25 protein-coding genes, 4 tRNA genes and 1 other RNA gene are annotated in these 25,291 nt (G+C 63.0%); 17 read left to right on the top strand and 13 right to left on the bottom strand.

The features are described from left to right. The first annotated feature begins 644 nt into the window (after positions 1 to 644). Entirely contained in the window at positions 645 to 1,448 is an 804-nt protein-coding gene (locus N3C64_RS03380; RefSeq protein WP_218631463.1) for a hypothetical protein, read from the top strand. Positions 1,449 to 1,739: 291 nt separating this feature from the next. Here N3C64_RS03380 and N3C64_RS03375 read toward each other — a convergent pair whose 3' ends face one another. From N3C64_RS03375 to N3C64_RS03360, 4 genes are all read right to left on the bottom strand, one after another. After that, entirely contained in the window at positions 1,740 to 2,738 is a 999-nt protein-coding gene (locus tag N3C64_RS03375; RefSeq protein ID WP_260011871.1) for a HupE/UreJ family protein, read from the bottom strand. Beyond that, positions 2,735 to 3,580, bottom strand: coding sequence for a peptidylprolyl isomerase (locus N3C64_RS03370; RefSeq protein ID WP_260011868.1), 846 nt, complete (start codon positions 3,578 to 3,580; stop codon positions 2,735 to 2,737). The genes N3C64_RS03375 and N3C64_RS03370 overlap by 4 nt, the downstream gene beginning before the upstream one ends. Before the next feature lie 212 nt (positions 3,581 to 3,792). Continuing rightward, entirely contained in the window at positions 3,793 to 5,127 is a 1,335-nt protein-coding gene (locus N3C64_RS03365) for a metal-dependent hydrolase family protein (protein WP_218631460.1), read from the bottom strand. 436 nt (positions 5,128 to 5,563) lie between these two features. Next, positions 5,564 to 6,553: a helix-turn-helix transcriptional regulator gene (locus tag N3C64_RS03360; RefSeq protein WP_260011864.1), complete on the bottom strand. Its 990-nt coding sequence runs from the start codon at positions 6,551 to 6,553 to the stop codon at positions 5,564 to 5,566. A 377-nt stretch (positions 6,554 to 6,930) separates the two neighbouring features. Between N3C64_RS03360 and N3C64_RS03355 the strand changes: the two genes are divergently transcribed. The 6 genes from N3C64_RS03355 to N3C64_RS03330 all read left to right on the top strand — a co-directional run bounded on the left by N3C64_RS03355 (position 6,931) and on the right by N3C64_RS03330 (position 9,974). Then, positions 6,931 to 7,006, top strand: a tRNA-Val gene (locus tag N3C64_RS03355). 100 nt (positions 7,007 to 7,106) lie between these two features. Continuing rightward, on the top strand, positions 7,107 to 8,045 hold the full coding sequence (locus N3C64_RS03350; protein ID WP_260011862.1) for a pirin family protein: 939 nt from the start codon (positions 7,107 to 7,109) through the stop codon (positions 8,043 to 8,045). A 172-nt stretch (positions 8,046 to 8,217) separates the two neighbouring features. Further along, positions 8,218 to 8,294, top strand: a tRNA-Asp gene (locus tag N3C64_RS03345). Between the two features lie 28 nt (positions 8,295 to 8,322). Continuing rightward, positions 8,323 to 8,399 (top strand) — tRNA-Asp (locus N3C64_RS03340). Between the two features lie 67 nt (positions 8,400 to 8,466). Further along, the gene (locus tag N3C64_RS03335) at positions 8,467 to 8,649 is read left to right on the top strand and encodes an RND transporter (RefSeq protein ID WP_260011860.1); all 183 of its coding nucleotides are present in this window, start codon (positions 8,467 to 8,469) and stop codon (positions 8,647 to 8,649) included. A 59-nt stretch (positions 8,650 to 8,708) separates the two neighbouring features. Continuing rightward, positions 8,709 to 9,974: a glutamate-5-semialdehyde dehydrogenase gene (locus N3C64_RS03330; protein WP_260011858.1), complete on the top strand. Its 1,266-nt coding sequence runs from the start codon at positions 8,709 to 8,711 to the stop codon at positions 9,972 to 9,974. A 33-nt stretch (positions 9,975 to 10,007) separates the two neighbouring features. Here the strand turns inward: N3C64_RS03330 and N3C64_RS03325 are convergent, their stop codons facing one another. Continuing rightward, positions 10,008 to 10,601, bottom strand: a complete 594-nt coding sequence (locus tag N3C64_RS03325; protein ID WP_260011856.1) for a histidine phosphotransferase family protein — start codon at positions 10,599 to 10,601, stop codon at positions 10,008 to 10,010. A gap of 49 nt (positions 10,602 to 10,650) precedes the next feature. Here N3C64_RS03325 and N3C64_RS03320 point away from each other — a divergent pair, with 49 nt between their 5' ends. The 3 genes from N3C64_RS03320 (at position 10,651) to olsA (ending at position 12,572) form a co-directional block, all read left to right on the top strand. Then, positions 10,651 to 10,830, top strand: a complete 180-nt coding sequence (locus N3C64_RS03320; RefSeq protein ID WP_218631309.1) for a DUF3553 domain-containing protein — start codon at positions 10,651 to 10,653, stop codon at positions 10,828 to 10,830. Between the two features lie 138 nt (positions 10,831 to 10,968). Next, complete coding sequence (gene olsB, locus N3C64_RS03315) at positions 10,969 to 11,754, top strand: L-ornithine N(alpha)-acyltransferase (RefSeq protein ID WP_260011854.1); 786 nt, start codon at positions 10,969 to 10,971, stop codon at positions 11,752 to 11,754. After that, on the top strand, positions 11,751 to 12,572 hold the full coding sequence (gene olsA, locus N3C64_RS03310) for a lyso-ornithine lipid O-acyltransferase (protein WP_260011852.1): 822 nt from the start codon (positions 11,751 to 11,753) through the stop codon (positions 12,570 to 12,572). Before olsB ends, olsA begins: the two co-directional genes overlap by 4 nt. Here the strand turns inward: olsA and N3C64_RS03305 are convergent. Together N3C64_RS03305 and N3C64_RS03300 are read right to left on the bottom strand one after the other, a co-directional pair. Next, complete coding sequence (locus tag N3C64_RS03305) at positions 12,553 to 12,780, bottom strand: ribbon-helix-helix domain-containing protein (RefSeq protein WP_218631307.1); 228 nt, start codon at positions 12,778 to 12,780, stop codon at positions 12,553 to 12,555. The genes olsA and N3C64_RS03305 overlap by 20 nt on opposite strands. Continuing rightward, entirely contained in the window at positions 12,777 to 12,959 is a 183-nt protein-coding gene (locus N3C64_RS03300; RefSeq protein ID WP_218631306.1) for a DUF4169 family protein, read from the bottom strand. The genes N3C64_RS03305 and N3C64_RS03300 overlap by 4 nt, the downstream gene beginning before the upstream one ends. A 140-nt stretch (positions 12,960 to 13,099) precedes the next feature. On the opposite strand from N3C64_RS03300, the gene N3C64_RS03295 reads away from it, so the two are divergent. Beyond that, positions 13,100 to 13,414 (top strand): hypothetical protein, encoded by a 315-nt coding sequence (locus N3C64_RS03295; RefSeq protein WP_260011848.1) that lies wholly within the window; start codon positions 13,100 to 13,102, stop codon positions 13,412 to 13,414. A 59-nt stretch (positions 13,415 to 13,473) separates the two neighbouring features. On the opposite strand, the gene fumC is transcribed toward N3C64_RS03295, so the two are convergent. From fumC to ssrA, 5 genes are all read right to left on the bottom strand, one after another. Continuing rightward, the gene (gene fumC, locus N3C64_RS03290; RefSeq protein WP_218631304.1) at positions 13,474 to 14,868 is read right to left on the bottom strand and encodes a class II fumarate hydratase; all 1,395 of its coding nucleotides are present in this window, start codon (positions 14,866 to 14,868) and stop codon (positions 13,474 to 13,476) included. A gap of 43 nt (positions 14,869 to 14,911) precedes the next feature. Further along, the gene (locus tag N3C64_RS03285; RefSeq protein WP_218631303.1) at positions 14,912 to 15,514 is read right to left on the bottom strand and encodes a class I SAM-dependent methyltransferase; all 603 of its coding nucleotides are present in this window, start codon (positions 15,512 to 15,514) and stop codon (positions 14,912 to 14,914) included. A gap of 56 nt (positions 15,515 to 15,570) precedes the next feature. Beyond that, positions 15,571 to 16,017: an SspB family protein gene (locus N3C64_RS03280; RefSeq protein WP_218631302.1), complete on the bottom strand. Its 447-nt coding sequence runs from the start codon at positions 16,015 to 16,017 to the stop codon at positions 15,571 to 15,573. A gap of 90 nt (positions 16,018 to 16,107) precedes the next feature. After that, on the bottom strand, positions 16,108 to 16,533 hold the full coding sequence (locus tag N3C64_RS03275) for a nuclear transport factor 2 family protein (protein WP_260011842.1): 426 nt from the start codon (positions 16,531 to 16,533) through the stop codon (positions 16,108 to 16,110). A gap of 83 nt (positions 16,534 to 16,616) precedes the next feature. Beyond that, positions 16,617 to 16,971: a transfer-messenger RNA gene (gene ssrA / locus N3C64_RS03270) on the bottom strand. Positions 16,972 to 17,037: 66 nt separating this feature from the next. Between ssrA and N3C64_RS03265 the strand changes: the two genes are divergently transcribed. From N3C64_RS03265 to N3C64_RS03240, 5 genes are all read left to right on the top strand, one after another. Next, positions 17,038 to 18,450, top strand: a complete 1,413-nt coding sequence (locus N3C64_RS03265; RefSeq protein ID WP_260011840.1) for a cryptochrome/photolyase family protein — start codon at positions 17,038 to 17,040, stop codon at positions 18,448 to 18,450. A gap of 75 nt (positions 18,451 to 18,525) precedes the next feature. Then, positions 18,526 to 19,002: a TrgA family protein gene (locus N3C64_RS03260; RefSeq protein WP_218631299.1), complete on the top strand. Its 477-nt coding sequence runs from the start codon at positions 18,526 to 18,528 to the stop codon at positions 19,000 to 19,002. 56 nt (positions 19,003 to 19,058) lie between these two features. Further along, positions 19,059 to 20,192, top strand: a complete 1,134-nt coding sequence (locus N3C64_RS15245) for an NUDIX domain-containing protein (RefSeq protein WP_311201864.1) — start codon at positions 19,059 to 19,061, stop codon at positions 20,190 to 20,192. 100 nt (positions 20,193 to 20,292) lie between these two features. Next, positions 20,293 to 21,324, top strand: a complete 1,032-nt coding sequence (locus N3C64_RS03245) for a cysteine synthase A (protein WP_260011833.1) — start codon at positions 20,293 to 20,295, stop codon at positions 21,322 to 21,324. Beyond that, positions 21,321 to 23,843 carry a DUF3772 domain-containing protein gene (locus N3C64_RS03240; RefSeq protein WP_260011830.1) on the top strand — a complete coding sequence of 841 codons (2,523 nt, stop codon included), beginning with the start codon at positions 21,321 to 21,323 and terminating at the stop codon, positions 23,841 to 23,843. Before N3C64_RS03245 ends, N3C64_RS03240 begins: the two co-directional genes overlap by 4 nt. A gap of 5 nt (positions 23,844 to 23,848) precedes the next feature. Here N3C64_RS03240 and N3C64_RS03235 read toward each other — a convergent pair whose 3' ends face one another. Then, positions 23,849 to 24,949 carry an AI-2E family transporter gene (locus tag N3C64_RS03235; RefSeq protein ID WP_311201863.1) on the bottom strand — a complete coding sequence of 367 codons (1,101 nt, stop codon included), beginning with the start codon at positions 24,947 to 24,949 and terminating at the stop codon, positions 23,849 to 23,851. Positions 24,950 to 25,085: 136 nt separating this feature from the next. Here N3C64_RS03235 and N3C64_RS03230 point away from each other — a divergent pair. After that, a tRNA-Ser gene (locus tag N3C64_RS03230) sits at positions 25,086 to 25,175 on the top strand. Positions 25,176 to 25,291: the final 116 nt, after the last annotated feature.

Genomic DNA, 25,291 nt, shown 5'->3' with positions numbered 1-25,291 from the left:
GCTGTGAGGATCATAGCGTACGCGTTTGATAGCCCTGCTGGGAGACATTGCCGGACTCTCCGGGAACGGCGCAAATGTCAGAGAGATATGAAAATGCTGACTTTATTCGTGTTCTGCTTGGGAATGTCTTTGCTGGCCCACGCCATCCCGAGAATGGCATGCAGTCAGCGCGGACTGCCTGAGAAGCTGCGAAAGCATTCGCGCTCTGGGTGGACGCGGGCGCCACGCTATTTCGGCGGAGTTTGAGAATTGCTTCCAAGGCGTCTCATCACATCCCTTGTTGCGTTGACGGCATCCGCAGCATCTGGCCAAGCTACCCGGTGTCAGGATCGCCTTCGGGGCAGAACCCACCTCCGTCGAGGGGCCGGGCACGCTTCCGAGAAAGCTGGTAAACTGATTCAAGCCCCGCAACATGCTGAAGCTGGCGACATCGTACAATGTCGATCTTCTGGAACTTGCGGGGCCCCGGCATACCGATCAGCAAGGTCTTTTGGGTCAGCCGACAACAGGCACCTATACCGGCCTGATCCTCGTCGATGGCGACCCACTGAAGACTGTCAGTTTGGTCGCCGATCCCGCAGCGAACTTCGATCTCATCCCGTCGGATGGAACGATCATAAAGAGAACCATTGGAGGACTAAGTAATGTTTCGAAAGAGTCTATGTACGTCTCTGCTTGCTCTGGCGACGTCCATCGCCGCAGCGCCGGCTATCGCGCAAGATGGGGCGGGTATCAGCGACGTCCAGCGCGAGCTCGCCGAAGTCAACAATGGCACCAATCCGACGTTGCTGACGACACAGGCAGGCATTCAGTATCAGTACAGCGAGATTAACTCCGATGTGAACACCGGTCTTCTCGAAGCGTTCTACCTGAAGCCGATCGGCGACGGCGACAAGGCGTTCAGGTTTACCGTGCCGTTTTCCCGCAACTCGTTGCTGTCGGACGGTGATCTGAAGTTCGGCGATCTCAGCGTCACGTTCATCGACGTTTTCCACCTGAGTGCCACGAGTGGCGCCGCCTACACCGTCGAGTTGTTCCTTGATACCGCTGAAAGCGACAGCAGTGGCTACGGCCAGTTCGTCATGGAAACCTCTCTCTTCTACGCCTGGTTCCTCAGCGATGGCTCGATCTTCGCTCCGGCCTGGGTGCAGACGTTCGGCCTTGAGGGCGGCAATGACAACGGCGACAACGTCAACACGACGACCGTCGATTTCTACTACGTCCCCAAACTGGCAAATCCGAAGTACTATCTGACCTTCGATCCGGCCATCATTCACGACTGGGAGAACGAGAGAACCTTCGGGAGCCTGCAAGTCACGGCGGGTATGCTGACCGGCAAGGCCTTTGGTGGTGACAGCCAGATCTTCGTGAAGCCCGGCATTCTTTTCGGGGGTGACGCACCCGCCGATTGGTCGGTTCAGGTCGGCTACAAGGTGCTCAACTTCTAAGGCGGGTCTCGGACCTGCAGGATCGAACTGGCCGTTTCGTCGATCGATGAAACGGCCAGCGCACCAAACCTCGTCTTTCTTGACGACCAGACGTTTCACCGGGCGCCGCTTCAGAGCATGTTGCCGGGTCGAACGTGCAAGACGACGAGATTGATCTCCTGGAAGATCTTCTCGCCCTGTCTCGCCCCCGATCAGCCGCGAAGCGACCCGCCACGGACGGCGTCCCGCGCCATTGATTGAGGTCCGACCCGATCTGAGGCGGACAATGAGGCGCTCGAAGCTGGCAGCCGGTCAGAAACCCGACAGTCGATCAACCACCCAATAGGCCGAGGTCGTCCCGATCGCGTAGCTCGCGATGGCCGTCATGCGTCCCAGATGCGCGAGGATGCCAGGGAATATGCGGCGGATCATGAACCAGGCCACGAGCAAGGTCGCGATGAAGATCAGCTGTCCGGTTTCGACGCCGAGATTGAACGCCAGCAAGGCGAGCGGGACATCTCCTTGCGGAATGCCGATCTCGCGAAGCGCCCCGGCGAACCCAAGGCCGTGGATCAGGCCGAACCCAAAGGCGACAAAGCCGGGAAACCGCTCCGTTAGGGCGTCGCGGCGCTGCGACGGTAGGGAAATCTCGTAGGCAAGAAATACGATCGACAGAGCGATCACCACTTCGACCGGCGCGGAGGGAAGGGCAATCCAGCCGAATGTCGATCCGGCAAGGGTGATACTATGGGCAAGCGTGAAGGCCGTCACCGCCCAGAACAGCTTGCGCGTCCCGCCCGTCAGCAGGAGCAGGGCAAACACGAACACGAGGTGATCGATCCCTTCAAGGATATGGACGACGCCAAACTCCAGGTAACTCGTGAATATCCCCAGTCCGCCGGGCACAACATCAACGGTGAAGGCCGGTTCGGTGGCGGTCAGTCGGCGCACCTCAACAGTGCCCGGTTCGATCTCGTAGCGCACCAGCGTATCGGTTGAGGTGCGCTCCAGCCCGTCGATCCGGATCGTTTCGCCCGCAAGCCCGCCTTCGCAGGCAACGACCCAGGTCGTGCTCCAGCCTTTGCCATCAAACTTCGGCGCGGGCCCCTCACGCGGTGCGCAGGCCAGCGGCAAGCTGACGGAGATCGGCATCGGGGTCCCGGCTACGTCTGGCGTCCGCCAGGTCACGCGCCAGCGATCCTCGCCAAGCGCGGCGAGTTCCAGATAGCCTGGGTCCAGTTCATGCGCGGCCGCCCGGAGCGGGCAAAGGATCACGATCAGCAGCAGGAGGGCGTGGCGGATGAAGCTCATTGCAGGGTCACCGTGTCCGCATCCGGCATCTCGATCTCGTAACGAGAGAGGAGCGTTTCAACGAAGGCCTCACGGGCGGCGCGCACCTGCTCTGCGCGCCATTCGGCCACGACCTTGTCGCGCACTGCCTCAAGCTCGGGCAGTTCGCCCGGAGCATATTGGTAAAGATAAACCAGATGAGGGCCAAAGCCGCTAGAGACCGGGCCGGTCCACTGCCCTTGGGGGAGGGTCGCGACCTGCTGTGCGAATCCGGCCCCGAACACCCGGTCCACGGCAGAGAGCGGAATTTCCTCGAAAATCGGTGGGATGAGTTGCGCCGCCCCCAAGGATTCCGGCGCAGCGCCATTCCGCAATTGAGCGAGCGCTTCGTCGATCTCTTCACGCGCGAGCTTGCTGGACAAGAGAACATGCTGAAAGCTCACAATCCCAGGGGCTTCGAAACGCGCCGCGTTCGCATCGTAGAAGGCTTGAAGCGAGGCCTCGTCAGGTTCCTGAGCCGCAGCAGGGGCTTCGGCGAGATAAAGCACCTTTTGCTGCAACCGGTTCCGGATGACCTCGTCGCCATGGTCCAACCCAAGCGCACGCGCCTCGCGCACCAGTGCCTCCTCGATCGCCCAGGCTTCCATCGCTGACCTGATATCGTCCGAGGTGGGGGGGCGCTCCAATGAATCGGCCATTCTGCTAACGAGCAGGCTGGCGGTCTCGGGGCTCAGGACAATCTTTTCCGGCTGCGGCCCCGATGCTTCGGAGCCCGGGTTCATTACCGCAAACAGCGCGAACACGAGGCCGCCGAGAACAAAAAAATGCACAAGCGGAGATCGGACAATGCGCTTAAGGAGCATGGTTCACCCTGAGTGGTCTTGTTTAATGTCGGCAAAATGGAGTGATCTGGCAAATACCGGATCGGGCGGGGAGGGGCCATATGCCCCGCTTTGGTTTTGTCACCCGCGGCGGAGAAAAATCATGGAAAGAGGCGAACTCGATGTGTCCGCCTCTTTCGTGTTTCCGGATTGGATCTTGCGTGCCCGGCTAGCGCCGGAACACCCGTTTTCGATCACATCTCGTTCTTGTAGATCACGCCGTCCTTCATGATCAGGTCGAAGTTTGCGACCGGATCGCTAACGAGGTCCAGGTTCTCCAGCGGATTGCCGTCGACCAGCAGAAGGTCAGCATAGGCACCCTCTTCCACGACGCCGAGCGGGCCAAGCGGATAGGGCGTCAGCGGGCCCGACAGCTTCAGCAGTTCCGCGTTGTCGCACGTCGCCATTTTCAGCGCCTCATAGGGCGTGAACCACTTTCCGAGCTTCGCCAGAATCGCGCCTTGCTTCTTGGCGAGTTCCGGGTCGAACAGGATGTCGGTACCAAAAGCGAATTTGACGCCCAGTTCCCTGCCCGTGGTGTAGACAAACTCGGTCCCGTTGGCGACGGAATCGTACTTTTCCTGCTGGAACGCGTTCAGGGCAGGTGCGCTGTCATCGTTCAGGAAGGGCTGCATGCTGAGCCATGCCCCTTCATCCTTGATGCGCTGAAGCGTTTCGCGCGTGGACGTATGGCCGTGCTCGATGCTCTTGACGCCAGCGTCCAGCGAGTGGTTCACCGCCTCGTCGGTGATCGCGTGGGTCAGCACATAGGTGCCCCAATGTGCGGCTGCCGTAACCGCGGCCTTGAGCTCTTCCTGCGTGTACTGGACCGTATGGAGCGGGTCATAGGACGAGGTGACGCCGCCGCCAGCCATCAGCTTGATCTGGGTCGCACCCTGCATGAGGTTCTCACGCGTGCGCTTGAGCACCTCATCCACACCATCGGCGATGTAGAACATGTCTCCGGTTTCAAGCGTGTCCAGATTGTTGGACGTCTGCGGCACTTCGCGCGTCAGGCGGAAATCCTGGTGCCCGGAGGTCTGCGACAATGCCGGCCCCGACGGGAAAATCCGAGGCCCATCGATAAGCCCTTCGTCGAAGGCGCGGGCCACATCGAACATCGGGCCTGCGGTGTCGCGCAGCGTGGTGAAGCCCCGGTGAAGCGCGTTGCTGCTGGCCCGGGCGGCGAGCAGGTTCCAGTAGCCTTCGGTGGTGGTGAACAGCTTCAGGATCGTCGCTTCGGCGAAAACGCCATGCCAGTGTGCATCGATCAGGCCGGGCATAAGGACGCGACCGTCCGCCTCGATGACCGTCGCGAAGTCAGGTGCCTCAATGTCGGCGCCGATGCGCGAGATCAGGTTGCCCGCGATGAACACGTCCTGACCCTCGATGAGGTCCGGAGAGCATCCGGTGAAAATCTTGGCGCCACGGATCAGGACGGCGTTAGGCTCGTTCTCTGCGGACTGTGCTTGAGCCTGGGGCGCGCAAATAGTGGCAATTGCTGTGACCGTGCAGATGGCCGTGCTCATAAAACGATTTTGCATCTATTTCTCTACTCGCTGGTTGTGGCTCTTCGTTTGCATCGTAAACCCCCGTCGCTTCACATTCCCAGACCGATTTTCCGTAGGAGGCGACCTTCGCCAATTGGTCAAATCGGAAGCGTTCGATCCGGGCTTTGGAAGTGTTGCTGAACGGGCGGCTATTTGCAGATCAAGAAAGGTACACAACTTCGGACAACAATTGCACCCTGCAACATGGTCGCATGGTGTGCTCCTTCATCGGTTCCCTGTTCCGGACTGCGCTATACGATCCTCCGTTTGGTTCAAGCACTTGCGTGCCCTAGTGGTATCGATGCTATCACTCCCCTCCATGGGGTCTGCAAAAGTCAGTATGCAGATTTTTCCAGAATTCCGCCATGAAGGAATCCATGCTCGCCGTTGCAGCTCGGTGCAGCTTTCCCGTAGTTCAGTGCCAGTCCCTGCTTAACGTGGCCGAGGGCGTCTCCACGAACAACTGACGGTAATCGCGGGAAAACCGCCCCATTTCAGTCAGCCCAACCGAAAGCGCTGCGTTCTTGACCGCCCCCCGATCTAGGGGGGCCTTGAGCAGCAGCCGCCGCGCATCGGTCAGCCGCCGTTTATGGAAGTAGGCAAGTGGCGCAAGGTCGCATACCGAATGAAACGCACGATAGAGCGCAGACTGGCTGACACCTGCGGCGACGCAAAGATCAGCAAGGGAGATCGGGCGCCCCTCCGCTTCGTAATAGCGTTCCTCGGCTTTTCGAACGATCTGCTCGGGTGCCCTGCTGCGTGCGTAGAGGTCTTTTTCGGGCGTTGCATTCATGTAAGCGTCGATCAGCACGCTCAGGAACGCGTCGCTCATGCTCGCGTTCGGCGCATCGGGCCCAAGCGCCTGCTCGGACAGGATGGCGGATTTCATCAGCGCATCCATATCGTTTCGGAATCTGCGCGCGCCCTCTGCCGTTAGCCGGAGGGCGGAACGGTCGAGGTGGATGTCCTCAGTGTGAACCCCTTTCAGCGCCGCGAGCGTCGAGGCAAGATGATCTCGGCGCACCGAGATCCCGGTTGTCCGGCGAATGCCGCCCGCCGCATGGAAGCCGTCCTGATGCCCCTGAGCATAGAGAACCTGCTGCTCCGCCAGTTCGCCATTGATCCGGCATTCTTCGGGGCCATCCCACCACATGAAGCTATAACAATCCGGATTGATGATCACGACGCCCACCGAGGCCGCGTGATGCGTCAAGCCCAGAACGGACACCTTGTCGGATGAAAAGATCGCAAGGTTCGAGGGGCTGGCCCCTGGCTGGAGTTGGGTAACAGAAGCTTCCGCAACCGGCAGAAGCGGTTCAGCAAAGCTGCGATAGTCAACAACCTCGTCGACGGAAACAGCGTGCTCCGTTCGCCTATGCGTGATGCTACGCGAGACATTGTTCATGCAAATTCCACCGCAGGTTACTTTCTGAATTTATGCACGAAACGCTCTGCCAACCCAAGGAGACTTTGGGCGCGTTTTCCGAAGCGCTCCGCGGGACACCTGAAAAGACGGCTTCGCCAAAGCCCGAACCATGGGCGCGTCCGATCAGGCGGCCGGCTATTTGGCCGTGCCAAAGCGGTGCCGCAAAGACGGAATGATGGGCGCGTCAGCGGTAAGTCCGACGAAGGCCAATGAGGATAAGGGCCGGCGGCTCAAGCACGTGCTCGCCGATCTGTGGATGCGCACCGAGCAGCTTCCTGGGGCCTTTCAGAATGCGCTGGATAACCTCGTCAGGGGGCTTGCGCAGGCGTGGCGGTGCGGGCTAGAAGTGCCGCGCCGGGTGATTAGCTCAGTTGGTAGAGCGCCTCGTTTACACCGAGGATGTCGGGAGTTCGAGTCTCTCATCACCCACCACCTTATCCCTTTCCCTGCATCCACGCGCCGTTGCTGTTCGTGGTCGCGAATTTGGCGCGTGGGCATTCCGCGCTATCCTATTTGGGAGCAGGAGGCGCAGATGAGCTGGAACCCGTTACTCGACCCCAGGATACCGATCGGCGACTCGGTGGATGCGATCGAAACTGTTATCGTTCCCCGCGCGCGCGATCTTGGCGGGTTCGAGGTGCGGCGCGCGTTACCCTCGGCCAAGCGTCAGATGGTCGGTCCATTCATCTTCTTCGACCAGTTCGGGCCGGTTGAGTTCCTGAGCGGGCAGGGGATCGACGTGCGCCCGCATCCGCACATCGGTCTCGCGACGGTGACCTACCTTTTCGCCGGGCGGTTGCATCACCGCGACAGTCTTGGCTCGGATCAGTGGATCACTCCAGGCGCCGTCAACTGGATGAGCGCGGGCCACGGCATTACCCATTCAGAGCGGACAGATGGTCCGGTGCGCGAGAGCGGCCAGACACTTTCGGGGGTGCAGATCTGGGTTGCGCTGCCGCAGGCGCTTGAAGATGGACTGCCCAGCTTCGACCATGTTCCAAGCGCGGAACAGCCGCTGCTGGAGGCTGAGGGGAAGAAGGTGCGTCTTGTGTTGGGCGATGCATGGGGCGCGCGCACGCCGCTCGATCTGCCCTCGGAGATGTTCATGGCGGATGCGGCGCTGGAGCCGCGTGCCGCGCTGCCCTTGCCCGATAATCACGAGGATCGCGCGGTCTATGTGCTTTCGGGCGTGGTCGAGGTTGCGGGCCAACGATTCGAGCCCGGGCGGCTGCTGATCTTTCGGCCCGGCGATCAGGTCGCGCTGCGCGCAGGGGAGGCGGGCGCGCGAATCCTGTTGCTTGGTGGTGCGACGCTTGAAGGCCCACGGTACATCTGGTGGAACTTCGTGGCCTCGTCGAAAGACCGGATCGAGGCCGCCAAGGAGGCCTGGCGCGCGGGCGATTGGACGCACGGACGGTTCCAGTTACCGCCTGGCGACGATGCCGAATTCATTCCGGCGCCCCCGCGATAGGCGCAAGATACGGAAAACGCGTCGTTTTGTTCTGCTTGCCGCAACCCCTCGCGGACCATGGTCGCGGTGCGTTCGGGTTTTGCGAAACTTTTCTCACAGTGCCGCTTGACGGCGCGCGCGGGGCTGCGTAATACACCCCCCACGCCCGGATGGCGATCCGGGAGATGGTGCTGCGGTTGTAGCTCAGTTGGTTAGAGTACCGGCCTGTCACGCCGGGGGTCGCGGGTTCGAGCCCCGTCAACCGCGCCATCTCCTGATCGCCCCGGCCGTGAAATGCGCGGTTGTAGCTCAGTTGGTTAGAGTACCGGCCTGTCACGCCGGGGGTCGCGGGTTCGAGCCCCGTCAACCGCGCCACTTCTTCCCCAGAATGAAGGTGGCCATGTTCGCAGCGTTTCTTGATAGAATTTCGCTGGGTCATGCATTGATTTTCGCGCTCCTGCTGGGCCTTGCGCCTTTTACGCCCGAGCCGCACGTCTGGGAAAAGCTCAAGATGCTTGCCGCTGGCACGCTGGCGCGTCCGCTCGACTGGTTTGACCTGTTGCTGCACGGCGCGCCCTGGCTTGTGTTGGCCGCCAAGGTGATCCGCCAGACCCGAACAAGCTGAACGCTTGCCGCCAAGGGGCCCAAGGGCCTATACGGAGGGCGAAGATAGAGGAGCCCTCCATGACGGACCAGATTGATGCCAAAGCCCTGATCGACCAACTGGGTGGTGCCGCGCGCGCCGCCTCGGCCGAGCTGGCTTTCGCACCATCGGCTGCGAAGGAGGCGGCGCTGATGGCCGCCGCCGATGCCGTCTGGGCGCGTCGGGTCGAGATCATGGCCGCCAATGGCGAGGACATGGCCTTTGGCGCGAACAAGGGCCTCAGCCCGGCGATGATGGATCGCCTCGCGCTTGACGAAGGCCGGATCAAGTCGATCGTCGATGGGCTGCGGGCCGTTGCTGCGCAGGCCGACCCGGTGGGGCAGATCCTGTCGGAATGGGATCGCCCGACGGGGCTGCATATCCAGCGCGTGCGCACGCCGCTTGGCGTCATCGGCGTGATCTATGAATCGCGCCCGAACGTGACGGCGGATGCCGGGGCGCTTTGCCTCAAGGCGGGCAATGCCGTGATCCTGCGTGGCGGCTCGGAAAGCTTCCATTCCTCGCGCGCGATCCATGCCTGCATGGTCGAGGGGCTGCGGGCTGCCGGGCTGCCCGAGGCGGCAATCCAACTGGTGCCGACGCGCGACCGCGCGGCTGTGGCCGAGATGCTCAAGGCCGTGGCCCATATCGATGTGATTGTGCCGCGCGGGGGCAAGGGGCTCGTAGGCCTCGTGCAGGCCGAGGCGCGCGTGCCGGTCTTTGCGCATCTCGAAGGGATCTGCCACGTCTATGCCGATGGCGCTGCGGATCTTGAGAAGGCCCGCGCGGTCGTGCTGAACGCCAAGACCCGCCGCACCGGGATCTGCGGCGCGATGGAATGCCTGCTGATCGACCGCGCCTTCTACGACAAGCACGGCGCGGTTCTGGTTGAGGATCTGGTCAAGGCCGGGGTCGAGGTGCGCACCGAGGGCGATCTGCTGAACGTCGTCGGTACCGTGGCGGCTGCCCCGGACGATTTCGGGCACGAGTTCCTCGACATGATCTGCGCGGCGAAGATCGTCGACGGGGTGGATGGGGCGATCGCGCATATCCGCCGCTTCGGCTCGCAGCATACCGAGTCGATCCTGACCGAGGATGATGCCGCCGCCGCGCGCTTCTTCCAGCGGCTCGATTCCGCGATCCTGATGCGCAACGCCTCGACCCAGTTTGCTGATGGGGGCGAGTTTGGCATGGGCGCCGAGATCGGCATCGCGACCGGCAAGCTGCATGCGCGCGGGCCGGTGGGGGCTGAGCAGCTGACCTCGTTCAAATACCTCGTCACCGGGAACGGCACCTGCCGCAAGTGATCCAAAGCCCCGCCTCGGCGGGGCTTTTCATTTCTAGAACGACAGCACGGCGCGGCTGTCGCCGATTTCATGTCTCAGGGTGCGCCCGGCCAGTCTTGCCTCGCGCGGCAAGAGCGCGAACTGCACCTGGGCGGGGGGCAGGGTGCCCGGATCTGCCGCAAGCTGTGCCCACAGTCCCGGCTCGGTTCGGATCTGGGGGCCCTGAGCCGTAACGCGCCAGCCGTCCACGGACAGGGTGATGACGACATCCCCGCCGCGCGGCAGGGCAGTTTCGAGGCACAGGATCGCCAGGAAGGCCAGCTTGACCTCCTGCCGGGGCAAATCGCCGGCGATCTCCCATCGCACGCGCATCCTGCCTGAGCGCGCCATGTCGTCGAGGATCGCCAGAATCTCACGCTGGCTGACGCGCTGTTCGGGCAGGGCCTGGCCGAAGGCGATGCGAAAAAACCGGATTCGCGTGTTCGCGGCGCGTACGCTTTCGGCGATCAGCTCCATTTCCGGGCTTGCCGGGGCGCCGGACATGGCGAGCAGCTCCACCCCGTTGCCGATCGCCCCCAAAGGGCTGATAAGGTCATGGCAGAGTCGCGATCCGACCAGAGCCACAAGATCGGTCTGCGGGTCTGCCATGGGGGCGGATGTCTCAAGCGGCATGGCTCTTTCCGAAAGTGAGGTCAGGATGAACGAATTTCTCGAGCCGGGCATGTTGGTACGTAATCCGCTGGCTTCCGACTGGGGCGTCGGGCAGGTACAGTCGCGCATCGGCGACAGGATCACGGTCAATTTCGAACATGCCGGCAAACAGGTTATCGACGGGCGTCGGGTGCAGTTGATGCTCGTTTTGCCCGATCAGGGTTGACAAAGGGTTAACGCCGAAGGGGCCGGGAAACAGCCGATGCGTGTGTCTTCTGCGACGCTGCGTTTGGTTCGCTCTGCGGCGTTGCATTTCGGCGCGGCTCTGCCGTAAAACTTCGCAGACGCTTTGGGGCAGGGACGCATGGCCGCGGAATCCGCACATTATCAGATCCGCCTTGCGACGGAGCCGTCAGACCTGATGGCCGCGCAAAGGCTGCGCTACTCGGTGTTCGTCGAGGAACTGGGCGGCGACGGGCCGCTGGTTGACCATGAAAACCGGCTGGAACGGGATGAGTTCGACGAGGTCTATGATCACCTGATCCTCGTGGACCCGAGCCGCGATGCCGCCGCGCTCGAACATGTGGTCGGCGTCTATCGGCTGCTGCCGTCGGATCGGGCCGAGCAGTTCGGGCGGTTCTATTGCGATGCCGAATATGACCTGAGCAAGCTGCGTGCCTCGGGCCGCAAGCTGCTGGAGCTTGGCCGCTCCTGCGTGCACCCGAACTATCGCGGCGGGGCCTCGATGCTGCTGCTGTGGAATGCGCTGGCCGACTATGTTCTGGCCAATGAGATCGAGATCCTGTTCGGCGTGGCCTCGTTCCACGGTATCGACCCGGAGCCCCTGCGTATGCCGCTGGCCTGGCTGCACTACCATCACCTTGCCCCCGAGGCGCTGCGTCCGCGCGCGCGGGCGGAGCATTTCCAACCGATGGACCTCGTGCCCGAGGATCAACTGGACCGCAAAGCCGCGATGGCTGCGATGCCGACGCTGATCCGTGCCTATCTGCGCCTTGGCGGCTTCGTGGGCGAGGGTGCCTTTATCGACGCGCCATTCAACACGACTGACGTCCTCTTGCTGATGGACACCAAGGCCATGAGCGAAAAGCATCTGGATTTCTACACCCGTCGCCACGAGGGCCGCACGTGAGCACCTGGGATGACGCGACCGAGCCCGAGGCCCGGGGCACTGGCCCGGTCGGATGGTTACGCGCGCTGCTGCGCGGCAGCGTTCTGGGGGTGGTGACCTACGGCGGCTTGATGCTGCTGCTTTTCGTGCGGCTGATCGAGCGCCCGCTGTTTCGTGAGGCGCGGCCCTGGACGCCTTCGATCACGACCACCGTCTGCCGCAGCGCCTTCCCGATCATGGGTATCCGCTACCGTGTGCGCGGCACTCCGATGGAGCATATCGGGGCCGTCGTGGCCAACCATGGCTCCTGGCTCGATATTTTCGCACTCAACGCCTGTCAGAGGGTCTATTTTGTCGCGAAGTCCGAGGTGGCGAACTGGCCCGGCATCGGCTGGCTCGCGCGTGCAACCGGCACCGTCTTCATCCGCCGCGATCCGCGCGAGGCCAAGGCGCAACAGCAGTTGTTCGAGGACCGCATTCGCGCGGGACACCACCTGCTGTTCTTCCCCGAGGGCACCTCCACCGACGCGCGTCGCGTGCTGCCCTTCAAGCCCACGCTGTTTGCGGCCTTCTACAGCCACGGGCTCGAGAAGGTCATGCAGATCCAGCCCGTCACCGTGATCTACCGCGCACCGGAAGGCGAAGACCCGCGGTTTTACGGCTGGTGGGGCAAGATGGATTTCGGCCCGCACCTGCTCAAGATCCTCGCGGCGCCCCGGCAGGGCGAGGTCGAGGTCGTGTTTCACGAACCCGTCGATGTGGCGGATTTCCCGTCACGCAAGCTGCTGGCCGCGCATTGCGAAGCCGCCGTGCGCTCGGCTATGCCCGAGGAAGCCTAGCCCGCAGCACGCGCAGAACGTAAAGGCGGATCGCCGTCGCCAGCCCGGTATCCACCCCGCGCGCGGTGTCGATCTCGGCGGCCAGTTCGTTCAGCCCCTTGCCCTCGGCCTCGGCGATCTCGCGGAAGGCTGCCCAGAATTCATCCTCAAGTGAGACCGAGGTGCGGTGCCCCTCAAGCGTCAGCGAGCGTTTGCGCGGCCGGCTCATTCCTCGTCGCGCCTGTGCTGCTCAAGCTTGTTGCGCGCCATGTCGGCCTCGCTCTCTTCGAGCTTGCGCTGTGCCTTGGTGCGTCCGAATTTCGCTGAATTGGCATCGGCCTGTGCGCGTTTCTTGGCGCGATCGGCCTGTTTGCGGGCGGTGTTGAGATTGACGATTTTGCCGGTCACGGGCGTGGCCTCGGGTTGGGTTGGGTCGCAGACTCGCAGGAAAGGCGTGTCGGGTGTAGGATAACCGCGGGGCGGATTTCTCACACCGACAAGAACGCCAGCCGGGCATGAGGTCAAGTCAATCAAGGGAGGGACTTCTCATGATGGTAGCGCGTTGGCATGTCAAAGCGAAATTTGGTTACAAACAGACCGTGATCGACCTGCTGAAAGAGTGGCAGGAGCAAGTCGGGCCACAAACCGGGCTCGACGTGTCGCAGGAACGGATTCTGACGGGGTCCGTTGGCGCCTTCGAATCCGAGATTGAAAGCGAGATCCACGTGAAGGATCTGACCGAGTTGGACGGCATCTTCGCCAAGCTCAACTCGATCAAGATGCACGCCGACTGGGGCCGCAAGATGAGCGAGCACGTCGTCTCTGGCTCGAACTACTGGGAGGTACTGCGGGTCGTCGAGTGATGGCGCGCAACGAAAAAGGGCGGCCCGGGGGCCGCCCTTTCGAAACAGGTCAGGCGTAATCAGCCTTTCGGGCCGATCATGTCCTCGGGGCGCACGATGCGGTCAAAGGTTTCCGCGTCCACATAGCCAAGCGCGATGGCCTCTTCCTTCAGCGTGGTGCCGTTCTTGTGCGCGGTCTTGGCGACCTTGGTCGCGGCATCGTAGCCGATGGTCGGCGCCAGCGCGGTCACCAGCATCAGCGACTCTTTCATCAGCTTGTCGATGCGGGCGGTGTTCGCCTGGGTACCCACGACCATGTTGTCGGTGAAGGCCGAGGCCGAGTCGCCCAGCAGCTGCATCGACTGGAGCACGTTGTAGCTCATCATCGGGTTGTAGACGTTCAACTCGAAATGGCCCTGCGAGCCGGCGAAACCGACCGCGGCATCGTTGCCCATGACATGGGCGCAGACCATGGTCAGCGCCTCGGCCTGGGTCGGGTTGACCTTGCCCGGCATGATCGACGAGCCCGGCTCGTTCTCCGGCAGGATCAGCTCGCCCAGACCCGAGCGCGGGCCGGAACCCAGAAGGCGCAGGTCGTTGGCGATCTTGAAGAGCGAGGCGGCCACAGTCTTGAGCGCGCCCGAGAACATCACCATCGCGTCATGGGCGGCGAGCGCTTCGAACTTGTTCGGCGCGGTGACGAAGGGCAGGCCGGTGATCTCGGCGATCTGGGCGGCGACGCGGGTATCCCAACCAACGCGGGTGTTGAGGCCGGTGCCGACGGCGGTGCCGCCCTGCGCCAGTTCGTAGATATGGGGCAGGCACATCTTCACGCGCTCGATCCCGCGCTCGACCTGCTTGGCGTAGCCCGAGAACTCTTGGCCGAGCGTCAGCGGCGTGGCGTCCTGCGTGTGGGTGCGGCCGATCTTGATGATGTCCTTGAATTCCTCGGCCTTCGCGGCAAGGGCCGCGTGCAGCTTTTCAAGGCCCGGCAGCAGCACGTCACGCGCCTGCATGCCGATGGCGACGTGCATCGCGGTCGGGAAAGTGTCGTTCGACGACTGGCCCATGTTGCAGTGATCGTTCGGGTGCACCGGCTTCTTCGACGCCATGACACCGCCGAGCATTTCGATGGCGCGGTTCGAGATCACCTCGTTGGCGTTCATGTTCGATTGGGTGCCCGAGCCGGTCTGCCAGACCACCAGCGGGAAGTTGTCGTCGAACTTGCCCTCGATCACCTCGGTCGCGGCGGCGGCGATCGCATCGGCGATCTCGGCGGTCATGTCGCCCTGGGCCTTGTTAACCAGCGCGCAGGCCTTCTTGATCACGCCAAGCGCACGGATGATCGGAACCGGCTGACGTTCCCAGCCGATCGGGAAGTTCATGATCGAGCGTTGGGTCTGGGCGCCCCAGTACTTGTCGGCGGGGACTTCGAGCGGGCCGAAGCTGTCGGTCTCGGTGCGGGTCGCGGTCATGGCTGGGCCTCCGTTCCAATGCTGCGATGAATTTCACCCTGCGTCATAAGGTGCCTGACGCTGTTTTGCAATCAGTATGCGGCGGTATACCAACTTGGTGGCGCGTGTAGGAATAGACCCGCGCGGGCGGCATGTTCAGCAAGACCTGCGGGCCGCGATGAACGGCTAGGCCCAGATCGTGCTGGACCTGCGGGTCGAGCGGCGGGCGCGGGCCATAGGTGAACTGGATGATCCGGCCATGCGGGGCCAGCGCGGCCAGACAGGCGCGCAGGATGGCGTGTTGCAGCGCGGCGGGCATCGACAGCAGCGGCAGGCTGGAAACGATGGCGCCGAGGTTCTCGACCCCGATGGCGGCCATGTCCTGAGCCGGACGATTCTCGATCCGGACACCGGGGAATTGCGCGGCGAGGCGATGGCAGAAGACCGGGTTCAGTTCGAATAGCGTCAGGTCGGCAGGGGCAACACCGCGGGCCAGAATCTCGCGGGTGATGTTGCCGGTTCCGGGGCCGAGTTCGGCAACGAGGCCGGTGTCAGCGCCCAGTGATCGCACCATCGCCCGCGCCAGACGCCGGGACGATGGAACGACTGCGGAGATCTGCGACGGACGGCGGATTGCCTGCCCGAGGAAAAGCGCAATATTGTTCATACTCGCACCGCACGTTAGCTGAGTGACGCAGGGTCACCTTCGGGCGGATTACTACGCTATTTGCGCCACTTGTCGAGGCTTACAACCTCGGCATCGCCACGCTCCTGCGGGGGCTCGGGCTCTTCGTCTTCCTCATCCTCGTCGTCATATTCCTGCGTCTCAAAGCGCAGACCGAACTCGACGGAGGGGTCCACAAAGGTGGTGATCGCGTCATAGGGGACATAGAGCGGCTCTGGCGCATTGCCGAAATTCAGCGTGATGCCAAAGCCTTCGTCGTCCACCTCGAGATTGTCGAACCAGTGCTGGATGACGATGGTCATCTCTTCAGGATAACGATCATGCAGCCAGTCGGCCAATTCGGCGTCGGGGTGACGCGTATTGAAGGTGATGAAGAAGTGATGCGCGCCGGGCAGCCCGTTTTCGGCGATATCCGTCAGGACATCCTGGATCAGACCGCGCATCGCGCGATGCATGAGGTTGCCATAATCAATGCTGCGCGTCATCCGGGCCTTCCTTGGTGTTTGGCTCAGCATAGGAGATTCGCCGCGCAAGGGAAGGGGGGCCGAACTATTCAAATCGGAAGGCCCGCAATGTCAGGCCAGCGACTCACCGGAGAGGAAAAGCGCCATCGCCTCGGGCGGCAGCACGCCAAGCTGCTCGAAGAAGCTCAGCAGGTCGAAATGGTTGAATGCCTCGGCGATGCGGCCATCGTCAAAACGCATCGCGACCTGCGCTGTGAACTCGATGGGCGCGAGTGTATCGGCCGTCTTCGCGCGCACTACCAGGAGCGCCCAGAGCCAGTCTTCGGTCTCCAGGTGGCGTAGAATCGTGACCGTAGGCGAGGACATCATCCGCATCAGGGCTGGGATCAGCTCTTCGAAATCCTCCGGGCGCAGGTCGAGGCCCTGCATGACGCCGGCCGCCTGCGAGTTGGGCGTGAAGAACTCGCCGATCGCGTCGAGGTCGCCGTCGATCCAGACGCGCTGGAACCAGTTTTGCAAGAATGCGAGTTTGTCCATCGAAACCCTCCAGCTCTGTTTCGACCGATCCTGCGGCAGGAAGGTTGAGGACGCGTTAATCGGCGCTGGCTTTGAGGGGGGAAGGTGCAGGATTCTGTTGCCAGGCTCCTGCGGGCCCCGCCTTAGGCGGCTAAGCGTAAGGACTTAAGTTTCGGTAACCCGAACTGCTTACGCAGCAAGAGCGACCGGAGCACGGTTGTCGTTGGCAACTGTACAATTTGCACCGATAACGGTGGTAGCTCACCGAGACAAAGCAAACATCTTTAGACGTTCGTCGATCCTATTTCGGCCCCATTCGCCCCCAACGAGGGAAGTTTGGTGGAGCCGCCGGGTACCGCCCCCGGGTCCGATCCGCTTATTTCATGCGCGTTTATGTCCATAGCCCGGGCAAGCCCGAACAAGGGCAATATAGGGGTGGCTCCGGCCGCCTGCAAGACGCAGTCATCCGATAGGGCGGCTGGAAAAGGCGTGGGCGCGCGATATGTTGCGGGGGCAGGAGGCGTCATGGACAAGGCACCGCTCATCATCTGGTTCCGGCGCGATCTGCGTCTGCACGACCATCCGGCACTTCAGGCCGCCGTTGCGGCGGGCCGCCCGATCGTGCCGCTGTTTATCCTTGATCCGCAAACCGAAGCGCTTGGCGCGGCCCCGAAATGGCGCCTGGGGGAGGGGCTTGCGGCCTTCGCACGCGCGCTGGAAGGCCTCGGGTCACGGCTGATCCTGCGGCGCGGTCCGGCGCTTGAGGTGCTGCGCAGCGTGATTGCTGAAACCGGCGCTGAGGGCGTGCACTGGTCCCGCCTCTATGACCCCGAGGCGCGCTTGCGCGACAGCGCAGTTAAGTCCGCCCTGCGCGCGCAGGGGCATCTGGCGCGCAGCTTTCCCGGCCATCTGCTGTTTGAGCCATGGGAGGTTGAGACTAAGGGTGGCGGGCCTTACCGGGTGTATTCTCCGTTCTGGCGCGCGGTGCAGGGGCGGGCCTTGGCGCCCGTCCTGCCAGCGGTCGAGCGGCTGGAGGCTCCGGCGCGGTGGCCGCATAGCGAGCGGTTGGCCGATTGGCATCTGGGGGCTGCCATGAACCGGGGTGCGCAGATCGTCGGCAAGTACGCGCGGGTCGGTGAGGCGCGCGCTTTGGCGCGGCTGGCGCGGTTCCTTGACGAGCGCCTTGACGGCTATGCGCAGGATCGCGATTTCCCGGCGAAGCCCGGCACCTCGGGGCTGTCCGAAAACCTGACGCTGGGCGAGATCAGCCCCCGCACAATCTGGCATGCCGCCTGGCGGCGCCTGTACGAGGGCGCGCCCGGCGCCGAGACCTTCCTCAAGGAATTGGTCTGGCGTGAATTCGCCTGGCATCTCTATTACCACTTCCCCGAGATGGCGCGCGCGAACTGGCGCGCCGAATGGGATGCGTTTCCCTGGCGCGGCGACAACGCGGATGCAGAGGCTTGGCGCCGGGGCATGACCGGGGAGCCCTTCGTCGATGCCGCCATGCGCGAGATGTTCACCACCGGCACTATGCATAATCGCGCGCGGATGATCGCGGCCTCATATCTGACCAAGCACCTGCTGACCGACTGGCGCGTTGGTTTGCGCTGGTTTCAGGAGTGCCTGATTGACTGGGATCCGGCGTCGAATGCGATGGGCTGGCAATGGGTCGCGGGCTCGGGACCCGACGCTGCACCCTACTTTCGCATCTTCAATCCGGCGGGGCAGGCAGAAAAATTCGACCCGGAAGGCTCCTACCGGAACCGCTTTCTGGCCGAGGGACAGCGCAACCCGCCCGACCCCGCGCGCGATTTTTTCTCTGCCGTTCCACGGAGTTGGCGGGTGACCCCCGATGCGGTCTATCCCGAACGGCTGGTGTCGCTGGACGCGGGGCGCGCCCGAGCCCTAGCCGCCTATCAGGGATTGCGCGGATAAACTCCAAATTTGTGCCACATTCCGCTGCGATAACCCAGATTGTCTTTATCTTGGGACAAATTCGGATTCGCTTAGATGCAACGAGTAGTAGTGCGTAACAGTACGATGCAGTTACCGACCGCAGCAAAGCTGGTCGGGGTGCTGGGGATGAGCGCCTTGGCGTTCCTGTTCGTGTCCTTGGTCCTCAATTGGCTTCCGGCGGGGGTGCGGACCGTTGGCCTGCTGCCTTTCGCGATTTCGGGCGGTGTCATCATCGGCTGGCGGGTGCTGGGAATGCAGAGCGGCAAGGGCTGGCCTCAGGTCTTCGGGCTGGGCGGACGCGCGGCATTCTACCTCGGGCTCTATGTGCTCTTCTTCCTCGGGACGCAGCAGATGATGACCAAGGCGCTGCGGATGCGTTACGACGGCCCGGTCGACGCCATCGTCGGGGTCATCGCCGAGGGAATCTCGATCGGGATCTCGCTTGTGCGCCTTGACGTGATCTTGCTGCTCTTTATCGGCGGGATGGTCAGCGCTATGTTGTCGGAATACGCGGCGCGTCGCTGGCCCTGATCGCTGGCCCGCGCCCCAGAGGCGACAGGGGCGGGGTAATACCCTCGGGCAGCGACTTGGAAATCCAGTATTTTTTCTACGGCACGTTATGCCACGTGCCGCTTTTGCGTGCGGTGATGGGGCGAGAGCCCCGGATGCAGCCCGCCACCCTTGCGGGGTTTCGCGTCCACATGGCAAGCGACGGCGCGCATGATCTTGGCTTTCCAATCCTTGTTGAAGGCGAAGGCAGCGCACGCGGTGTTTTGGTAAGCGTCAGTGCCTCCGAAGCCGAGCGCCTCAATTATTACGAGGCCGGTTTTGCCCCCGTCATTCGCGCGGTGCGCAATGCAACGGGAACGGAATGCGAGGCGCAGGTTTATCTGTCTGATGGGCACTGGTCGGCCGGCGCGGCGTGGGATCAGGAGGCATGGACAGCGACCTGGGGGGACATCGCCACCGAGGCCGCGCAGGACTTCATGGCGGGAATGGGCCACATTACCCCCGAACGTGCCTTGGCGCGCTATCCGATGATGCTTGTGCGCGCAGCGTCTCGCCTGCGGGCGCGCGGGGTTAAACCCGCCCAACTGCGACGCTCTGTGGGCGCGAGTGATCTGGCGATCTACAAGCTTACCCCCGCCTATGCGCGGTTTTTCGCGGTCGAAGAGTACGACCTTCAGCACAGCCTTTTCGCGGGCGGCATGAGCCGGACACTCGATCGCGCGGCCTTTGTTTCGGGCGATGCCTCGGTGGTTTTGCCCTACGACCCGCTGCGCGACCGCGTGCTGCTGATCGAGCAGTTCCGCGTGGGGCCTATGGCGCGGGGTGACACGAATCCCTGGCTGATCGAACCCATCGCAGGTCGGGTCGATCCGACCGAAACCCCGGAACAGGCCGCCCTGCGCGAGGCAGGGGAGGAGGCCGGGATCACGCTACGCCGCCTGATTGCGGCGCCAAGCTTTTACCCTTCGCCGGGCGCCAAGAGCGAGTATCTCTACTGCTATCTCGGACTTGCCGATCTGCCTGACGGGGCAGGGCGCCCCGGCGGGGTCGAGGCCGAGGGCGAAGACATCCGCCCGCACCTGATCTCGTTCGACGAATTGATGCATCTGGTCGAGACCGGCGAGGCCGATAACGGCCCGCTACTTGTGCTGGCGCTATGGCTGGCGCGGCAGCGTCCGGCCCTGCGCGCAGAGGCCGGGATCAAGGGCTAAGCTGCCCCGACCCCAAGTGACTTCCTGCTTGGGGGCTTGAGGCGGGCGCGGATGCGGCCTAAGTCTGGGCGACAGACGTCAGAGCACGAGGGGAGACATCATGCGGATTTGCAAGGATCTGGCCGGGGCCGTTGGCAACACGCCTCTGATCCGGCTCAAGAAAGCCTCGGAACTGACGGGCTGCGAGATTCTGGGCAAGGCCGAGTTCATGAACCCCGGTCAGTCGGTCAAGGACCGCGCCGCGCTGTTCATCATCCGCGATGCGATCGCGCGCGGGCAGCTCAAGCCCGGCGGCACGATTGTCGAGGGCACAGCGGGCAACACGGGCATCGGCCTTGCGCTCGTGGGCGCATCGATGGGTTTCCGCACGGTGATCGTCATCCCCGAAACGCAGAGCCAGGAAAAGAAAGACATGCTGCGTCTGGCAGGCGCAGAACTGGTGCAGGTTCCGGCCGCGCCCTATGCGAATCCGAACAACTATGTGCGCTACTCGGGACGTCTGGCCGAGGAACTGGCCAAGACCGATCCGAACGGCGTGATCTGGGCCAACCAGTTCGACAACGTGGCCAACCGGCAGGCGCATGTCGAAACCACCGGCCCCGAGATCTGGGACCAGACCGGCGGCAACGTAGACGGCTTTGTCTGCTCGGTCGGCTCGGGCGGCACCTTCGCGGGCGTCGGCATGGCGCTGCAACCCAAGGGCGTGAAGATCGCGCTGGCCGATCCCGATGGCGCGGCGCTGCACAACTTCTACACCAAGGGTGAGCTGAAATCCGAGGGCTCCTCGATTACCGAAGGGATCGGGCAGGGCCGCGTTACCGCGAACCTCGAAGGCTTCACCCCGGACATGAGTTTCAACGTCCCCGATGCCGAGGCGCTGCCGATCGTGTTCGACCTGCTCTCGGACGAGGGACTCTGCCTTGGCGGCTCGTCGGGGATCAACATTGCAGGCGCGATCCGCATGGCGCGCGAAATGGGACCGGGGCACACCATCGTGACCGTCCTGTGCGACTACGGTACGCGCTACCAGTCCAAGCTGTTCAACCCCGATTTCCTCAAGGCCAAGAACCTGCCGGTTCCGAGCTGGCTCGACGGTGCGGGGCGAGAGGTTCCGGAGGTCTTTGAGGGATGATCCTTCGCTTTCTGCGTATATGGCTTGTGGCAATGTTCGTCGCGCTGCCGCTGGCTGCGCAGGATGTGAAGCTGCCCGATTACAAGACCTGGGATAAAGCCGCCGAGGAGGCGCAGCACATCGTCGCCGAGGGCACGGCGAACGATCAGCGGCTGACCGCGTTGCGGGTCGCCATGGTCGATTGGCGCAAGCAGTTCCTGGCCGCGCAGGGGGCGAATGCGTCAGAAATCAAGACGGTGCGCGAACAGATCGCCGCGCTTGGCCCGGTGCCAGCGGATGGGGAAACCGAAGACACTGCGATTGCCGAACGTCGGGCGGAACTGCACGATACTTTGACCAAGTTGCAGGCGCCGGGCCTTGCCGCCGTTGAAGCTGCGACCCATGCGGATGGTATCATCCGCGAAATCGATGATGAATTGCGCGCCCGCGCGACAGACAAGCTGTTGCGGCTCTCGCCATCGCCACTGAACCCGGTGAACTGGGGTTTCGGGCTGAAAATCGTCGCTGCCCTCAGCGCGCAGCTATATGATGAGGCAGCAGAAACGTTCGCCGCGAAGGGATCGTTCGGGACGTTCTCGGAAAGCGCGCCTTTGATCGCGCTGCTGGTGCTGGTTGCTTCGGTGCTGCTGGCACGGGGCAGGCGCTGGATGAATGATCTGTCGGCCTGGCTGTTGGGCAAGGCATCGATCCGGGCCCGCTATGTCATCGAAGAAATGGCGTCTGTTGGGCATATTCTCGTGCCCATGGTCGGCTTCAGCCTGCTTCTTGTAGCCGCATCGCAAACCGGCCTCGCCGGCAGGCTTTGGGACGAGTTGCTGGGCGTGATCGGTTCCATCGTGCTGATGGGGCTGTTTGCCGCGTGGTTGGCCAGGCGCGTATTCCCCTCGCGTGCCAAGTACGAGGCACCGTTGCATTTTGCGCCCGAGCGGCGCCCCGAGGTGCGTCGGATCGTGCTGAGCCTTGGGCTTGTACTGGCGATCTGGGCACCCTTGGGCGATTGGGTCGTTGCCAAGGCCGAGAACGCGATGCGTACGGCGCAGGGGGATTCCGATTCCGTCAACCTGCTTGCGGCACATATCGATGCGGGCCTTGCTGTCCTCGCGTTTCCGCTTCTGCTCCTCGGCGGCGCGCTGCTGTTCCGCCTAGGGCAGCTGTTGCGCGTTCACGTGAAGAACGAGGCGGCGGGAAGCCCTGAAAGCAGCTTTCGGACCTCGGTCATGGGCGCTGTGGGGAGCCTGCTGCTAGCGGTCGGCGTGGTTGGCCCGCTTCTTGGGGGCATCGGCTATGTGAACGCCGCCAACGCGATTGTCTGGCCGATGGTCGAGACCCTGTTGCTGATTGGCTTGATCCTGGTGCTTCAGAAGTTCCTGGCCGAGCTATACGTGCTGCTGACCGATAGCGGCAATGAAGGGCGCGACAGCCTTGTGCCGGTTTTGATGGGCTTCATGCTCGTGCTGCTCTCGATGCCGATCCTGGCGCTTTTCTGGGGTGCACGGGTCGAGGATCTGGTTGAGCTCTGGGTAACTTTCCGCAACGGGATCAATCTGGGCGGGGTGCGGATATCACCCTCGGTCTTCATCACCTTCGCGATCATCTTTTCGATCGGCTATGCAGCAACCCGGATACTGCAGCGCGCCTTGCGCACCAGCATCCTGCCCAAGACCAGCATCGACAAGGGCGGTCAGAATGCCATCGTCTCGGGGCTTGGCTATGTCGGGATATTCCTTGCCGGGATGGCCGCCGTCGCCACGGCGGGGATCGACCTCAGCTCGCTTGCGATTGTCGCCGGTGCGCTCTCGGTTGGTATCGGTTTTGGCCTGCAAAACATCGTGTCGAACTTCGTTTCCGGCATCATCCTGCTGATCGAGCGCCCGGTCTCCGAAGGGGACTGGATCGAGGTCGGCGGTCAGCAGGGCGTCGTCAAAGCCATCTCGGTGCGTTCGACGATCATCGAAACCTTCGACCGCACCGACGTGATCGTCCCGAACGCCGATCTCGTCTCGGGGCAGGTGACAAACTGGACCCGCGGCAACAAGACCGGGCGCTTGATCGTGCCGGTGGGCGTGGCCTATGGGGCCGATACCCGTCGCGTCTCCGAGATCTTGCTCGAAATTGCGCAGGCGCAGCCCCTGGTGATGATGTCGCCCGAGCCCTTCGTGATTTTCAGCGGCTTTGGGGCCGACAGCCTGAACTTCGAGATCCGCACGATCCTGTCCGACGTCAACTTCAAGATCCGCGTGCTCTCGGAAATCAACCACCAGATCGCCGAGCGTTTCGCCGCCGAAGGGATCGAGATTCCCTTCGCGCAGCGCGACATCTGGCTGCGTAACCCTGAGGCGCTGCTTGGCCGCGCCGACGCCGAGGCGGCGAATGCTGCGAAACCCAAGGCACCCTTGGAACCTGTTTCGCCGGCTGCGCCAGAGCCGCTGGAAGGCATTCAAGACACCGCCGCGCTGTCCGACAATGACGGTGCCGACGATGGTGGTGATGGGGGCGGCGGCGACGGTGCAGGCCGCTGATCCGCTTAGTCTTCGGTTTCGGGAAGCCCCTCGCGTGAGAGCATGACCGCAAGCGGGCGCAGCGTCGGCGATTGGGTGCAGATGATCATCAGCGCCACCATGATCGGCACGGCCAGAAACATGCCGGGCAGGCCCCAGATCGCGCCCCAGAAAGCGAGCGAGATGATGATGCCGAAGGAGGAAAGCCGTAGCGCGCGGCCCATCAGCATCGGGTCGATGACATTGCCGATGAAGAATTGCACCAGTCCGCAGATGGCGAAGACGCTCAAGGCCTCGGCGGCGTCCTGCGTCAGCACGTAAACCGCGAGGCCCGCGATCCCGGTAGCGATGATCGAGCCGATCGAGGGGATGAAATTGAGCGCGAAGGTCAGCACCGCGACGGGCAATGCAAGCTCGAAGCCGCCGACCTTGAATACCCCGTACACGATGACGCTGGTCACGATCGAGACCATCGCCTTGACGAGCAGGTAGTGGTTCACGCGCCGCATGATGCGCCCGACCATATCGGCAACGTTATGAGCCCGCGCTGGATCGCCCAGAAGGCTTTCCAGTTTGGCCTGAAACCAGATCCGCTCGGCGAACAGGAAGCCCACGAAAAGCGTGATCAGAACCGCCGCCGAAAGCAGGCTCGAGGCCTGGCTGGCCAGTGTGCTCAGGTAGCCCGCAACCTCGATCTGCTGGATGGAGTCGAGCACCGCGGCCTCGACATCCTCGCCCATCCAGCCAAACATCGCGGCTATGGCGCGCTGCGCGGGGCCAGCGTAGGCCAGCACCATGGTGACGACCTCGTTTGCCTGTGCAAGCAGCACGGCTGACGCTGTCAGCAGTCCTGACGCGATCAGCAAAAGTGCGACGAGCGAGGCCAGCCAGTTCGGAATACGAACCGGCCCGATATGTAGTCGCGCGATCGCGTTGATTGCCTCGGAAGTCAGCGAAAACAAGATGATCGCAATGGCGAGTGAGATCAGGATGAAGCGGGCCTGGACTAGAAGGAACAATACCAGCGCGAAGGCGATAATCCCCAGAAGCGCGTTGGTAAGCTGCCTCGGTTCGCGTCTGCGGGATGCCGGCGCGGGAGGAGTTTCGAGCCGTGGCGCATCCTTCATCGACATCTGTCCTTTGCGATCCACTCAGGCTTGTGGTGGGCTGCGACCACGTTAGGCATGCTGCCGGACAGAGGCAAGAGTTGCCCGCTGGAAAGCCCCTTGCATCCCGCCCCGCTTTACGGATAAACCCGCCGGCGGACGGGTGGCCGAGTGGTCGAAGGCGCACGCCTGGAAAGTGTGTAGGCGGGGAACCGTCTCGAGGGTTCGAATCCCTTCCCGTCCGCCACCCACCCATCTCGATTTCCCTGTTTCGGCGTCTCCGACGAATTTCGCCCGCGTTTCCGCGGGTTAGCGCCCTGTGTTTCACTCAGAGACGCGCGTAGCTCGCATTGATCTCAGCAA

This window comes from Sedimentimonas flavescens, from assembly GCF_025154035.1.
Taxonomy (GTDB): domain Bacteria; phylum Pseudomonadota; class Alphaproteobacteria; order Rhodobacterales; family Rhodobacteraceae; genus Rhodobacter; species Rhodobacter flavescens.
The sequence above is the reverse complement of the archived record's forward strand: the minus strand, read 5'-3'. Positions and strand labels throughout refer to the sequence as shown.